We start from the raw sequence: 14,052 nt of genomic DNA, 5'->3' as shown, positions 1-14,052 counted from the left end.
GTCGGGTTGGCGCAGCGCGGCGGCGGTTTCGCGCCACCGGCTCAGGGGCGCGGCGCCGGCCCCTGCCAGCCCGCCGTCAGGCGCGCGTTTTCTTCGTCAGCCGACAAAAACTGCACCGTGCCCAAGCCCTCGTAAAACGCCTGCAAAGCCGCTTGCTGGGCCCCGCTGGCGGTCTCGAACGCACCCACAGGCACGGTTTCGCTGGCGGCAAATGCCACCGCCCAACCGCTGTCCGGGGTCTGGCACAGCACCGCCAGCGTTTGCGTCTGCGTCTGTGCGCCAGCGCTTTGGCGAAGCTCCTGCACTTCGCGGCAATGCTGCCCCGGGGCGCGCTCGAAGCTGCCCAGCACCTCGAGCGTGTCGGCGCCGATGCGCACCACCTGCGCGCTGGCCACCGCCTGCAGCGCCGTCAGCACGCGCTCATCGTGCACTGGCGCGCCGCTCTGGGCCCAGTGCGGGCGCGGGGCCGTGGGCACAGCCTGCGGCCAGACCCACAGCAGCAGCACCACCCAGACCAGCGAGGCCAGCGCCACGCCCTGCAAGAGCCGGCCCGGCGCCCAAGCCACCAAACCCGCGCCCCGGCCAGCGCCGGCACTGGCGCCACCTCCTGCTGCCGCACCCCCGGCACCGGATCGCGCACCCCCTTGGTTGCCGCTGCCGCTTGGCCCGCCCAGCAGCGCGCCCACCCAGTGCCGCCACAGACGCCGCCACGGGCTGGGCGGCGCCGGGTCAACGGCGGGCTGTGCAGCCGCATCCACGGCCAACTGCGGCTTGGAACGCTGCCCCACCGCTTGCACTTGCGGCCAAGGCGCGTTCAGGATCGCCGCCACCAACTGCGGCGGCACCGGCTCTTCGAGCTTGGCGCGAAAGGCCGAGCGGATGGTGGCGCTCTGCTGCACCAGCGCTTGCAGGCGCTCGCGCAAGCCCGCATCCTGCTGCAGCGCCTGCTCGACGCGCTCGTAGTCGGCCTCTTGTTCGAGCTGACCGTCCAGATAGGCCAGCAGCGTCATGGTGTCGATCGTCATCTTTCTCCGTCCTTCTAACGCCTTTTTGCGCTTTTTAGCGCCCTTTAGCGCCCTTTAGCGCCCAAACCCTCGGCCAGACGGGCCCTGGCCCGCGCCAAGCGGCTCATCACCGTGCCCAAGGGCAGCTCCAACACCTCGGCCGCCTCTTTGTACGACAAGCCCTCGACCGCCACCAGCATCAGCACCGCGCGCTGATCCTCGGGCAGTTCGGCCACCAGCCGGCGCACGGCGCGGGCCTCGCTGCGCGCCTCTAGCAGCGAGGTGCCATCGTCACCCATCAACTCCTCAAAACCCTCGTCCCACGAATCGGTCTGCTGGCGCTGGCGCGTGCGGTACTCGTCGAGCCAAGTGGTTTGCAGAATGCGAAACAGCCAACTGGCCAGACTGGTGCCGCCCTGGTACTGGCTCCAGCGCTCGATCGCTTTCAGGCAGCCGGCCTGCACCAGATCGTCGGCCTGGTGCCCGTCGCCGGTCAGCCCATAGGCGAAGCGGCGCAAGCGCGGCAGCAGGCTAATGAGCTCGGCACGTGGATCAGAGGACGCCATAGAAAGTCTGTTGCAAGTGACAACGCGGCCAGCCAGGATTTATTCCCAACCGGGTTACAAATTTTTACCCCCGATGACTGCAGCGGCTGGCCGCACCGGCAGGCTAGGCGGAATCGGTGTCTTGCGCTAGAGTCTAGCTTGCAATGGTTTATATGCTTCAACCCCGCCCCGACGCGCCGCGCCGCCCTGTGCCTGCGCGCCTGCGCCTGAGCGCCCGCACCGGCTTGTTGGCCGTGCTGGGTTTTCTGGGGCCGCTGGCTTGGATCACCCCCGCCGGATCGCCCCCCGAGTTGGGCGGCGGTGCTCTGGTGTGGGCCGATGATGGTGGCGATGGTGGCGATGGTGGCGATGGTGGCGATGGTGGCGGTGACGATGGTGGTGACGATGGCGACGATGGCGCTTCGAGCGCTGGCAGCGAAGGGGGAGGAGGAGGCAGCGGCAGCGCCGGGGGTGCTGCGGCTCCCGCCCCCCTAGCTGCCGCCTGGGCAGCCTCGGGCGACTCGGGCGAGCACCTGCCCAACGAGCTGCTGGCCCTCAACCCCAGCTCAGCCGCGCTGGCCTACGCCCGGCTGCAAACCGGTGTCGAAGTGATCGAAACCCGCAACCTGCGCGCTCTCAACCTGCGAGTTGTGCGGCTGCGCCTGCACGGTGTGCAAGCCCAAGCCACGCTCCAGCGCTTGGCGGCGTTCGAAGATCAAACCTTCGCGCTGCAACACCTCTACGCGGTGGCACAAGCCCCAGCCAGTCCCACGGCTGCGCGCAGCAGCGAACCCATTTCGGCCTTCAAACAGTCGATCGGCTGGCCGGTGGCCAGCGCCAAGTGCGGACAGCGCCAGGTGATCGGCATCGTGGACACCGCCGTGCAGCTCGCCCACCCGTCGCTGCGCGGGGCGCAGATCCTCAGCCAGCACAAACTCAGCCCGGACCAGACGGCGGTCGAAGACGATCACGGCACCGCCATTGCCGCCTTGCTGGTGGGTCAGCCTGGCGCCGGCTACACCGGGCTGCTGCCGCGTGCGCGCCTGCTGGCAGCGGCGCCGTTTTACCGCCTGCCTTCGGGCCACAGCCGCGCCGACGCCTTGGGTTTGGCGCAAAGCCTGGATTGGTTGGTGGGCCAGGGGGCGCAGGTGATCGGCATGAGCCTGGCGGGCCCGCGCAATGCCGTGCTCGACGCCGCCCTCGAGCGTGCCCGGGCGCGCGGGGTGGTGGTGGTGGCTGCGGCGGGCAATGGCGGGCGCGCGGCGGCGCCGGCTTTTCCGGCCGCGCACCCGGCCACTCTGGCCGTCACGGCGCTCACGCCGGCGCAAGCGGTGTACCGGCGCGCCAGCCAAGGCGGGCACATCCGCTTTGCCTTGCCCGGCACCGATTTGCCCACCGTCGGCTCCGCCGGCACCCTACAGCGGCGCAGCGGCACCTCTTATGCCGTGCCTTTTCTGGTGGCCATGGTGTCGCAGTCGTTGCACGAGCGCAGCCTGAGCGCCCCGCAGTGGTTCAGCGGCCAGGGCATGGCCTTGCAAGATCTCGGAGCCCCCGGCCGCGACCCGGTCTTTGGCTGGGGCTTGCCGCAGATTACGCCTTTGTGCCGCTAAGCCATACGCCGCGCTCAGCAGCCGGCGCCCCAGGCTCAATCATCAGCGCAGCGTGCCCAGTGGCAAAAATGTAATTTTTTGTAACTGGCGGAATAAGGCAGGCGGCCGCGCGTTGTCGCTCATGAAAGGGTCGCAAACCGCGAGACCGCGCATTCAAGCGCTGCGGCTTGCGACCACCGCCCCCCAACCCTTTGGATGCCCGCGCCATGTACCCGCTCCTGAAACGCCTTTGGCAACAGCTCAAGCTCGGCTCTCATCCGGCAGCCGCAACGGTTGCGCAAACGGAGCTTTCGGTGCGCTGGCGCTGCATCAACGCCGAACTCGGGCTGGCGGCTTGGGTGGCCGAGCCTGCGGACCGACTCGCCCTGCCACGCCAGCCGCGCGGCGCCAAACTGCTGCTCGCCCCCGAGGGCGGCGAGGGCCCGGCGCTCGCGCGCCTGCGGCAGCTCGCGGCCCTGCACCCGGATTGCCTGATCGTGCTGCCGCGCTGGCAGAACGAGCGCTTGGCAGCGGCCGGGGTGCCAACTGAAGTGGCGCTGCACCTGGTGCTGCTGCGTTTGCGTGACGATGGCTGGGTGGGCGCGGCCACCCCCATGCTGCTTGCGTCAGCCGCCTGCCGGGCCTTGGCAGAGCGCTACGCGCAGCGCTACCGGGCTCTGACACAATCGTTGCCCGGCGCAACCACCCAAGCTCTAGAACGACCGCTTGCCACCGATCAGCGATTCGCTTGGATCTGATCGCCACCCCGACCTGATGGCCTCCCACGTGAATCTCGCTCTTTTATCTTGGTGGCAGCGCCAGCGCCTCACCACCCGACTGGTTTTTTCGTCGGTGAGCTTGGTCTTGGCGCTGCTGCTGCTGCTCTTTGCTCTGGTGCAAGGGCTCATCAGCCAGCAGGCCGATCGGCAGTGGGCGCACGAACTGCACGCCGCTGAGCGCGTCTGGCGCAGCCTGTTGGCACAGGAGTCGAGCCGGTTGCTCGACAGCGCCGCCCTGCTGGCCTCGAACCATGAGCTGCGCCGGGCGCTGGGCCGCAAAGACCTGGACCAGATGGAGACCGCGCTGGCGCTCGAGGGCGAGCGCATCGGGGCCCAGATCACGGCCGTGCTCGACACCGATCTGCAGTTGCAGGCCACCAAACCGCTCGATGCGGTGTTTCTGCTCTGGCTCAAACACACCGCCTACCCGCAGATGGCGCGCGCGCAAAACAACCGCACCCCAGCCGATGCGGCCCGGGCCTCGCCTTGGATCGACGACCCTGACGCCCTGTCCCAATTGCTGCGCGCCGTCGCCGAACACGGCACACGCGACCGCAGCCGCTCGGTGTTGGCGCTGCTCGGTGACGCCCCGTATCAGTTCGTCGTCGCGCCGGTGCTGGATCAGGAAAACAATCGCATCCAAGGTTGGGTGCTGATGGGCTTTGCGCTGGCGCAGTCTCTGGCCGATCAGATGCACACCAACCTGGACGTGCACGTGCTGCTGTTTGCCGATGCAGCGCACAACCCCAACCCGCCGACCCTGGTCTTTAGCACCTTGGCGACTCCAGCCTCTGGTTTAATGCTGGAAGCCGACGCCGCCTACGCAACGTATGTCGGCAAGCGCTACGCGCAACGGAAACTGCGCCTGCCCGCCTTGGGTGGCGAGCTGCACACGGTTTTGCTGCGCTCGGTGGCCGATGCCGAGTTGCCCTTTGTTCAATTGCAGCTGTGGCTGGGCGGGCTCAGCCTGTTGGGCTTGGCTTTGTTCGCTTGGGCCAGTGCGCGCAGCGTGCGCCGCATCACCGCGCCCTTAGCCACCTTGCAACAGGCGGCGCTGGCGCTGGAGCAAGGCCGCTTCGACGCCCCCCTGCCTCCCAGTGCCGGGTTCGATGAGGTCTCGCAACTCAGCCGCGGCTTCGACGCCATGCGCCAGAGCCTGGCCGAGCAGCAGGGCGAGATCCGGCGCCTGGCCTACCGCGATCGGCTCACCGGCTTGCCGAACCGCCAGCGTTTCGTCGAGGCGGTGGAATTGGCGCTGGGGCAGCAGCGCGCCGGCCAGCCGCCTTTGTCGGTGCTCTCGCTCAATTTAGACCGCTTCAAGCACGTCAACGAGGTCATGGGCTATGCCTTTGGCGACGAGTTGTTGCGCGCCGTCGCGCAGCGCCTGAGTGAGGCGGTGGGCAAAGGGCACCTGCTGGCACGGCTGGGTGGCGACGAGTTTGGTTTGCTGCTCACGGGCTCGTCGGCGGATCAGGCGCTGACGCAAGCGCGCCTGATTCTGGCGCAGCTGGCGGCCGGGATGGTGCTGGGCGGCCAGCGCGTCGATGTGCGCGCCAGCGCCGGGCTGGCCGAAGGCCCGCGCGATGGCAGCGACGCCGAAGCCCTGATCAACCACGCCGAAATGGCCATGCGCCAGGCCAAGCGCCGCACCGCCGGCGTGCTGTGCTTTGTGCCCGAACACGACCGCAGCCAGGTGGCCGATCTGTCTTTGCTCGGTGCCATGCGCGACGGCATGGTGCGCGGCGAATTGCGCCTGTACCTGCAGCCCAAGCTGCCGCTGCATGGCAAACGGGCTTTGTCTGCCGAAGCGCTGTTGCGCTGGCAGCACCCCACCGAGGGCTTGATCGCCCCGGCGCGCTTCATTCCTTTTGCCGAGCAGACCGGTTTCATCACCGAACTCACGACTTGGGTCATTGAAGCCGCCGCGCAGGCTTGCGCGCAATGGAAGCATCTGGGTTTTGCGTGCCCGATAGCGGTCAACGTCTCGACCCGCGACCTGCTCGACCCCGCCTTTGCCGAGCGCGTGGCGGCCTGCCTGCGGCGCCACGGCGTCGATAGCAGCCAGATCAGCCTCGAGATCACCGAAAGCGCCCTGATGGAGGACCCGGCGCGGGCCCTGGCCACGCTGCAGCAACTGGCCGCGCTGGGGCTCGAATTGGCGATCGACGACTACGGCACCGGTTATTCGTCCCTGACCTACCTCAAGCAGCTGCCGGTGCAGACGCTCAAAATCGACCAGAGCTTCATCGCCCAGATGGCCAGCGACAGCCGCGACGCCGCCATCGTGCAATCCTCGCTCGAACTGGCGCACCAACTCGGGCTGCTGGTGGTGGCCGAAGGGGTGGAGGACGCCGCCACGCTGCAGCGGCTGCAAGCCTGGGGGTGCGACTGGGCGCAGGGCTACCACATCGCCAAGCCCATGCCCTGGGAGCAGCTGGCACCTTGGTGGGCCAAGCAGCCGCAAGGCACCTGATTGCCTACTGGCCCCTGCGCTGCACCTTGCCCGGCGCACGCCCATAGCGCAGCTTCATCGCCAGAATGCTGAGCGCCAAGCTGAGCGTGACGGCGTTGGCGATGATGATCGGCCACGCACCCAGCAGCCAACCATAGACCAGCCACAGCGCCACCCCGAGCGTGAAGGCGCTGTACATGGCGAGCGAGATGCCGCTCACGTCGCGCGTGCGCCAGGTGTGCCAGACCTGCGGAACGAAGCTCAGGGTGGTGAGCAAGGCCGCCAGGCTGCCGACCAGCTCACCCCATGCGGGCATGTTCACGCCCGTTGGCGGCTGTCATCGCTGCCGGTGGGGGCGGTGGCTTGGGCCGATGCGCTCTGCTTGGGGCTGCCTGCCGGCCGCGCGCGGTTGTGCTGCACGATCAGCAGCGCCAGCAGCGCCGATGCCACGCGCGCGTTGGCGCCGTCGGCGCGGCTGGTGAGCGCAATCGGCACCCGCGCTCCCAGCACGATGCCCGAGCCGGTGGCCCCGGCCAAGTACTCGAGCTGCTTGGCCAACATGTTGCCGCTCTCGAGATCGGGCACCATCAAAATATCGGCTTGGCCCGACACCGGCGATTCGATGTGTTTGATCGCCGCCGCCTGCGCCGAGATGGCGTTGTCAAAAGCCAGCGGGCCGTCAAGCACGCCGCCCTTGATCTGGCCGCGGTCGGCCATTTTGCACAGCGCCGCCGCTTCGATGGTCGAGGGGATGTTGGGGTTGACGGTCTCGACCGCCGACAAGATCGCCACCCGCGGCTGCTCCACGCCCATGATGCGCGCAAAGTCGATGGCGTTTTGCACGATGTCCACTTTTTCGCTCAAAGACGGGCGGATGTTGAGCGCGGCGTCGGTGATGAGCAACGGCTTGCTGTAGAGCGGCACGTCGAAGCGGAACACGTGCGACATGCGCCGCCCGGTGCGCAGCTCGCGCCGCTGCAGCACGGCCGCGATCAGCTCGTCGGTGTGCAGGCTGCCTTTCATCAGGGCATCGACCTCGCCCTTGGCGGCCAGATCGGCGGCCAGCTCGGCGGCGGCGTGGCTGTGCGGCACGTGCAGGATTTGGCTGTCGCCCAAGTCCAGCTCGGCCTCGCGCGCCAGCGCCAAGATGCGCTCCTTGGGGCCGATCAGCAGCGGCGTCATCAGGCCGTGGCGGGCGGCGTCGAGCGCGCCCGTGAGCGAGCCGACATCGCACGGGTGCACCACGGCGCAGCGCATCGGCTCCATGCCGTCGGCCAGCGACAGCAGCTCGCGAAAGCGCGCCTGCGGGTCAAAGAGCTGGATGGTGGGGGCGTTGATCTTGGGCAGGCGCACCTTCTCGGTCGGTGCCAGCACCTTGGCCACGCCTTGCAGCACTTTCTCGTCTTTTTGGTTGGTCACGAGGCAGTCGAGCTCCACCGCTTTTTTGGCGTCGTCTTTGCTCAACACGGTGGCGGTGACGGTGAGCGTGTCGCCGATGCGCACCGGGCGCACGAAGCGCAGCGCCTGCTCGAGGTAGATGGTGCCCGGCCCCGGGAACTGGGTGCCCAGCAGCGCCGAGATCAGGGCGCCGCTCCACATGCCGTGCCCGATCACGCCGTGAAACAGGGTGTCGTTGGCGTATTCGGGGTTCAGGTGCGCCGGGTTGGTGTCGCCCGACACGGCGGCAAAGGCCTGGATGTCTTGCAGCGTCAGGGTGCGCAGCAGGCGCGCGCTCTGGCCGATGTGCAGCTCGTCGAAGGTCAGGTTCTCACTCCATTCGCTCGAAGTCGGGGGCTGGGTCATGGGTCGGTTCCTAAAAATGTAGCGTCGGCGGTATGCACGTCAGGGGTTGTCGCGCAAGGCCTGCAGCCGGCGCTGCAGGTGCAAGTCGGGCACGTCCACCACCGCCAATGCGCCAGCATAAACGATGCCCTGGTTGCCATCCAAGGTCAGGGATTCCCCGACCGCGTATTCGTGCGGTCCAAAGGCCACCGTCTGGCGCTGGGCATCGATGCGCAGGTCGGCGCAGCCGACCAGACAGACCTTGCCCAGTTGGCGCGCCACCACCGCCGCGTGGGCGGTGCGCGCGCCGCGCTGGGTCAGCAGCCCCTGCACGCGCTGCAGGGCCTCGATGTCGTCGGTTTGCGCATCTGGGCGCACCAGCAGCACCGGCACACCGGCGCGGGCGCGCTCGATGGCGCGTTCGGGGTCGAGCGCGATCTCGCCGCTGGCGATGCCGCTGCAGGCGCTGCTGGCGCGCGCCAGCTCCAGCGGTTGCCAGCCCTCTGCCGCCTCGGCGCCGCTGCGCGGGGCGAGTTGTTGCAGCACCAGGTCTTTGGGCTTGAGGTGCGCGGTGCGTTCGCGCGCCGTTTGGCGCTCGATCAGGCCGGCCTCGTGCAGGTCGAGGGCGATGCGCACGGCCGCGCGCGGGGTGCGCTTGCCGCTGCGCGTTTGCAGCAGGTGCAGGTGGCCGTCTTGCACCGTGAATTCGAAGTCTTGCATGTCGCTAAAGCTTTGCTCGAGCGTGCGCGCCGCGTTTTGCAGCGCCTCCCAGGCCTGCGGCAGGGTCTGCGCCAAGCTGGCGTGGCCGTGCGCGTTGCGCTGCCCGCTGACCACGTCTTCGCCTTGGGCGTTGGCCAGAAAATCGACCCATAGCGTCGGCTCGCCGCTGCTCGGGTCGCGCGTGAACCCGACCCCGGCGCCGGAGTGGGTGCCGCTGTTGCCAAACACCATGCGCTGCACGATCACGGCGGTGCCGAGCTGTTCGTCGATGCCGTGCAGTTTGCGGTAGCTTTTGGCCTTGGGCGCAAACCAGGAGCCATAGACCGCCTGCACCGCAGCGGCGAGCTGCTCGTGCGGGTCTTGCGGGAACGCCTGGCCGGCGTGGGTCTGGTACAGCGCCAGGTAGCTGCGGCACAGCGCGCGCAGGCCCTGGTAGTCGAGTTCGCGCTCGTCGCCCCCTTGCGTGGCGCGCTGCAACTCGGCCTCGAACAGCGGCGCGGGCAGGCCCGCGACCACCTGCGCGTAGCTGGCGATCAGGCGCCGGTAGGCGTCCCAGACCATGCGCGGGTTGCCGCTTTGGCGCAGCAAGCCGGGCAGGGTGGCCTCGCACAGCCCGACGTTGAGCAAGGTTTCCATCATCCCCGGCATCGACACCGGGGCGCCGGAGCGCACCGAGACCAGCAGCGGCGCGCGCGGGTCGCCCAGTTTCAAGGCGCAGGCCGCCTCCAGGGCCGGCAAACCGCTGCCCAGCAAGGGCGGCAGGCTGGCGGCCGGGTCGCGCGTGTAGTGGGTGCCCAGCACCAGCGCCGCCGGCACCGGCAAGCCCAGCTGCGCCATGCGCCAGAGGTGGTAGGCCTTGGAGCCGACCGCCTCGGGGGTCGGTGGCGCGGTCTTGGCAGCGGGCTCGGGGCCGATCAGGTGCAGGTGGCGCGGCCAAGCGGACGCAGCGGCAGCGGATTTTTTCATGTCACCACTCCGGCGGGGCCGAGCACGATGCGGCGCAACACGTAGCCGGCTTTGAGCAGGTGGTCGGTGGCCGCTTCCAGCGCCCCGGCCAGCTCGTTGCCCAAGCCAAACAGCACCGGCTGCTGCGCCAGCTCCTGCACCAGTTGCACCCGCGTCTGGCGGTAGTGCTCGTCGCACTGGCGTTCGGCGCGCAGCGTGCGCCACAGGGCCTGCAGAAAAGCCTCTTCATCGACCCGGTTCGCTTGCAGGCTCAGGTGGCGCGCGATTTCGATCGCCTTGATCTGGTCCTGGATCGCCGCCAAGGTGGTTTCGGCCAGGCGCAGCAGCGCCTCGACGATGCGCGCCGGCAGCCCGCGCAAGGGCTCGGTGTGCAGCAGCATCAGCAGGTAGGCCGCCTCCTCGAGCGTGTCGGCGGCGTCGTCCATGGCGTCGAGCAGCTCGAGCAGGGGCCGCCAGCGCTCGTGGCGGCGGGTGCGCTCGCGCGCCGTGGTCAGCAGCTGGTCGGCCTGGTGCTCCCAGGCTTTGCAGCGCTGCAGCGTGCGCTCCCAGTTTTGCGGCTCGCTGCGGCCGGCTTGCGCCAGCGCCTGGCACAGCTCGCTGGCCAGGGCGTGCTGCAAGGCCGCGTGTTCGGCCAGCAGGTCGAATTCGAAGCTGCGCTGGCGCATGGCGCGCGCCAGCAGCAGCCGGGCTTCGTCTTGCACCATGGCCAGCGGCAGTTGCTGGCGCAGCTTGATGCTGGCCTCGGTGAGCAGGGCCTGCAAAAACTGCCGCGCCGCCGCCTCGCCCAGCACCAAGTCGAGCCGTTCGCCGACGCGAAAGGCGTGGCTATCGACGGCCTGCATGGCTTCATAGACCAGTTGCTCGCCGCCCGCCAGCAGCCAAGCCATGTGCCCGACTTCGGTCTTGGCGCAATGGCTCAAAATGTCGATGGCCAGCGCCTTGCCGACGAACAGCTGCAGGCGCTTGCGGGCCCGGTTCCAGTCGATCAGAAAGACGATGCGCGAGGCCGCCGCCTCCAGCCCCTGCAACAGCGCCGCCGGCTGGCGCACTTGCAGCGTGGCGTGGCCGAGCACGTAGGGTTGGCCTTGGTTGAGCCCATCGGCGCGCTGCGGCGCCAGCAGCTCCCAGCTGAAGCCGAGCGACTCCAATTGCTGGCGAAAAAAATCGAAGCGCACCTGGTGCAGGTCGGAGTAGGTCAGGCGCACCGTTTTGGCGCTGACTTCGAGCACCAGCACGTGCGCGTCGTTGGTGCCGATGTCGTTTTGAATCAGCAGCTTTTTGCCGTGGCGCGTGACCGCCGTGGCCAGCCCGGGGTGGCCAAACTTGAGCGGCGCGGTGCGCTGCAGGCCGCGCATAAAGGCTTGGATGAGCGGCCGGTCGTCGGGGTCGATCTGCCAGGCGTGGGCGCCGTCGATGTTTTCGGTGGCGATCTGCGCCGACAAGGCGTTGAGGCGCTTGTGCAGGTCCATGACCAGCAGGTGCAGGCTGTCGCCGGCCTTGCGCTCGCCGTGGGTGAGGGCGATCAGGTCGCCGGGGTGCAGCGCTTCCTGCTCTTTGAGCCGTTCCAGAAACGCCAGCCACTGCTCGCGGCGCTGACACAGCGCGGGCTCGGGCGCGCCGCCGGACTCGCAGACCGGCTTGGCCATGGTCTGCAAATCGTCGCCAATGGCCTGCGTCAGGGCATCGAGCTGCGGCAACACCAGCAGCGCATCCTGCACAAAGGCGTTGGCGGCGAGTTCGCCCAGCCAGAGCAAGTCGGCTTGGCCGTGCTGGCGCAGCTCGGCGCTCCAGTCGGGCAGCGGAGCCTGCGGGTCGGCCGCGTGCGCCGCCGCCGACTGCAGCACCGACAGATACAGCTTGAGGCGGTCGTTGGCCAGCAGGGCGGCGGTGATCCAGGCCGGCAAGAGCAACGAATTTTGGCCCAGCGTGGCGACGGCTTTTTGTTTGTCCATGGTGCAAATCTTGGCGGTAGCGCGCAGTTTGCCTTGGGTGTGTGTCAGGCTCGTGAAGCGCTGGCACTGCACCGCCGCCCGCGCCGGCGCCGGCGCGCTGGATCAAGCCATGTGGTGCAAGCCGGCGTCGACGTAGATCACGTCGCCGGTGATGCCCGAGGCCGCGCCACCGACCAAAAAAGCCACCGCGCGCCCGACTTCGGCGATGTCCACCAGCCGCCGCCCGGGGGAGCGCGTCACCGCCATCTCGATCAGCTCGTCGAAATGCGCGATGCCCGAGGAAGCGCGCGTTTTGAGCGGCCCGGGCGAGACCGCATAGACGCGGATGTCCTGCTCACCCAGCTCTTTGGCCAGGTAGCGCACCGCCGACTCCAGCGCCGCCTTCACCGGGCCCATCAGGTTGTAGTTGTTCACCACCTTGTCGGCACCGTAGTAGCTCATGGTCACGAGCGCGCCGCCGGGGCGCAGCAGCGGTTCGGCGTGGTGCGCCATTTCGATGAAGGAGTGGCAAGACACTTGCATGGCCTGCAAGAAGCCGGCTTGCGTGCAGTCGATGATGCGCCCATGCAGATCCTCGCGCGGGGCAAAGGCGATCGAGTGGATGACGAAATCCAGGCTGCCCCAGTGCGCCTTGATCTGCTCAAACACCTGCTCCATCTGCCCCGGTTGGCTCACGTCCAGCGGCAACAGCAGCGTGGCGTCGATCTGCTCGGCCAGCGGTGCTACGAATTTTTTGGCTTTGTCGTTGAAGTAGGTGAGGGCGATCTCGGCCCCAAAGGCGCGCAGCTTGGCGGCGCAGCCAAAGGCGATGCTGTCGGCGTTGGCCACACCCACCACCAGGCCGCGCTTGCCCTTGAGCATGTCGCCGATGCGGGTGTTTTCGTCCCAGACCTTGGGCAGGGGGTCGCGTGAGTGGGGGTCGATGAACATGGGACTGCTCCGGGATTGCCTAAAATTTCAGTCTGCCTGCCACAGCGCAAGGGCGTGTTCGGCCAGCATGCGCTCTTCGTCGGTGGGCAGCACCAGCACCGTGACGCGCGAGCCGGCGCGGCTGATCGGGCCACCGCGGCCAGCGCACGCGTGGGCGTTGGCCTGCGCGTCGGAGTCGATCCCGATCCAGCCCAGCTCTTGCAGGATACGCTCGCGGATCGCCACCGCGTTTTCACCAATGCCGCCGGTAAACACCAGCGCATCGAGCCCGCCCAGGCTGGCGCTCAAGGCGCCGATTTCGCGCTTGCAGCGCGCCACAAAGTAGTCCAGCGCCTGCGCCGCCTCGGGCTGTGCCGACTGCAGCAGCTCGCGCACGTCGTTGCTCAGGCCCGACATGCCCTTGAGCCCCGATTGCTGATACAGCAGCTCGGTCAACTGGGCCGGGCTGTAGCCTTTTTCGGTCAGCAGATAGAGCAGCACGCCGGGGTCGATCTGGCCGCAGCGCGTGCCCATGGGCAGGCCGTCGAGGGCGGTGAAGCCCATGCTCGAATCGATCGACACCCCGTGGCGCAGCGCGCACATCGAAGCCCCGTTGCCTAGGTGGGCCACGATCACCCGCCCTTGGTGCAGCGCCGGCCACTGCTGCTGCAGCGCGCGGGCAATGTACGCGTAAGACAAACCGTGAAAACCGTAGCGGCGCACGCCGGCGTCATAAAACCGGCGCGGCAGCGCAAAGGTGTCGGCCACAAAGGGGTGCTGGCGGTGAAAGGCGGTGTCGAAACACGCCACTTGCAGCGCCTGCCCAAAGGCCGCCATGGCCGAGCGGATGCCGGCCAGGTTGTGCGGCTGGTGCAGCGGCGCCAGCGGCGCCAGCGCCTCGAGCTGCGCCAGCACCGGCGCGTCGATGCGCACCGGCTGGGCATAGTGCACGCCGCCGTGCACCACGCGGTGGCTCACCAGTTCCACTTTTTGCTCAGGCAGGTTTTGCTCCAGCCAGTGCAGCACGGCAGCCAGCGCCTGCTCGTGTCCGCTGCGCGTTGCATCCGCGCCGGGCAGCGTGTGCTGTTGCTTGCTGTGCGTGCTCGACTCGATGCTCAGCCGCGCCGCTGCGCCGCCGATGCCAGACACCTGCCCATGCGCCAGCGGCGCCGGCAAGCCGCCTTGCAGCGCCGAGCCAAGCGATCCTTCCGGCAAGGCGGTGAGCGAAAACTTGATCGACGACGATCCGGCGTTGAGCGTGAGCAACAGAGGCATGGCGAGCGGCGCCCAAAGGCGCAAAGAAGCGACCCGATCCAGTATAGGCAGGTAATTTGACAAAACGCGCCTCCGAATG

11 protein-coding genes are annotated in these 14,052 nt (G+C 68.4%); 3 read left to right on the top strand and 8 right to left on the bottom strand.

All coding sequences use genetic code 11. The features are described from left to right. Positions 1–41: 41 nt before the first annotated feature. Both SMCB_RS12900 and SMCB_RS11165 read right to left on the bottom strand, forming a co-directional pair. On the bottom strand, positions 42–1,025 hold the full coding sequence (locus tag SMCB_RS12900) for an anti-sigma factor family protein (protein ID WP_045537068.1): 984 nt from the start codon (positions 1,023–1,025) through the stop codon (positions 42–44). 44 nt (positions 1,026–1,069) lie between these two features. Next, entirely contained in the window at positions 1,070–1,570 is a 501-nt protein-coding gene (locus tag SMCB_RS11165; protein ID WP_045537066.1) for an RNA polymerase sigma factor, read from the bottom strand. Positions 1,571–1,722: 152 nt separating this feature from the next. Between SMCB_RS11165 and SMCB_RS12260 the strand changes: the two genes are divergently transcribed. The 3 genes from SMCB_RS12260 to SMCB_RS11150 all read left to right on the top strand — a co-directional run bounded on the left by SMCB_RS12260 (position 1,723) and on the right by SMCB_RS11150 (position 6,390). Continuing rightward, entirely contained in the window at positions 1,723–3,159 is a 1,437-nt protein-coding gene (locus tag SMCB_RS12260) for a S8 family serine peptidase (RefSeq protein ID WP_052468517.1), read from the top strand. Positions 3,160–3,365: 206 nt separating this feature from the next. Continuing rightward, positions 3,366–3,896: a hypothetical protein gene (locus tag SMCB_RS11155; RefSeq protein WP_045537064.1), complete on the top strand. Its 531-nt coding sequence runs from the start codon at positions 3,366–3,368 to the stop codon at positions 3,894–3,896. Positions 3,897–3,912: 16 nt separating this feature from the next. After that, on the top strand, positions 3,913–6,390 hold the full coding sequence (locus SMCB_RS11150) for a putative bifunctional diguanylate cyclase/phosphodiesterase (protein ID WP_045537062.1): 2,478 nt from the start codon (positions 3,913–3,915) through the stop codon (positions 6,388–6,390). Between the two features lie 4 nt (positions 6,391–6,394). Here the strand turns inward: SMCB_RS11150 and SMCB_RS11145 are convergent, their stop codons facing one another. The 6 genes from SMCB_RS11145 to SMCB_RS11120 all read right to left on the bottom strand — a co-directional run bounded on the left by SMCB_RS11145 (position 6,395) and on the right by SMCB_RS11120 (position 13,973). After that, complete coding sequence (locus SMCB_RS11145) at positions 6,395–6,685, bottom strand: SemiSWEET transporter (protein ID WP_045537060.1); 291 nt, start codon at positions 6,683–6,685, stop codon at positions 6,395–6,397. Between the two features lie 2 nt (positions 6,686–6,687). Beyond that, positions 6,688–8,172, bottom strand: a complete 1,485-nt coding sequence (locus SMCB_RS11140) for a bifunctional enoyl-CoA hydratase/phosphate acetyltransferase (protein WP_045537058.1) — start codon at positions 8,170–8,172, stop codon at positions 6,688–6,690. A gap of 39 nt (positions 8,173–8,211) precedes the next feature. After that, positions 8,212–9,837 carry a PEP/pyruvate-binding domain-containing protein gene (locus SMCB_RS11135; RefSeq protein WP_052468516.1) on the bottom strand — a complete coding sequence of 542 codons (1,626 nt, stop codon included), beginning with the start codon at positions 9,835–9,837 and terminating at the stop codon, positions 8,212–8,214. Further along, positions 9,834–11,789 (bottom strand): DUF47 domain-containing protein, encoded by a 1,956-nt coding sequence (locus SMCB_RS11130; RefSeq protein ID WP_045538080.1) that lies wholly within the window; start codon positions 11,787–11,789, stop codon positions 9,834–9,836. Before SMCB_RS11130 ends, SMCB_RS11135 begins: the two co-directional genes overlap by 4 nt. A gap of 102 nt (positions 11,790–11,891) precedes the next feature. Then, on the bottom strand, positions 11,892–12,650 hold the full coding sequence (gene fabI / locus SMCB_RS11125; RefSeq protein WP_045538078.1) for an enoyl-ACP reductase FabI: 759 nt from the start codon (positions 12,648–12,650) through the stop codon (positions 11,892–11,894). A 96-nt stretch (positions 12,651–12,746) separates the two neighbouring features. Continuing rightward, positions 12,747–13,973, bottom strand: a complete 1,227-nt coding sequence (locus SMCB_RS11120; protein WP_045537056.1) for an acetate/propionate family kinase — start codon at positions 13,971–13,973, stop codon at positions 12,747–12,749. Positions 13,974–14,052 lie beyond the last annotated feature (79 nt).

Source organism: Serpentinimonas maccroryi, from assembly GCF_000828915.1.
GTDB classification, from domain to species: domain Bacteria; phylum Pseudomonadota; class Gammaproteobacteria; order Burkholderiales; family Burkholderiaceae_C; genus Serpentinimonas; species Serpentinimonas maccroryi.
Note: the sequence above shows the minus strand (reverse complement) of the source record. Positions and strands in the feature narration are given on the sequence as shown.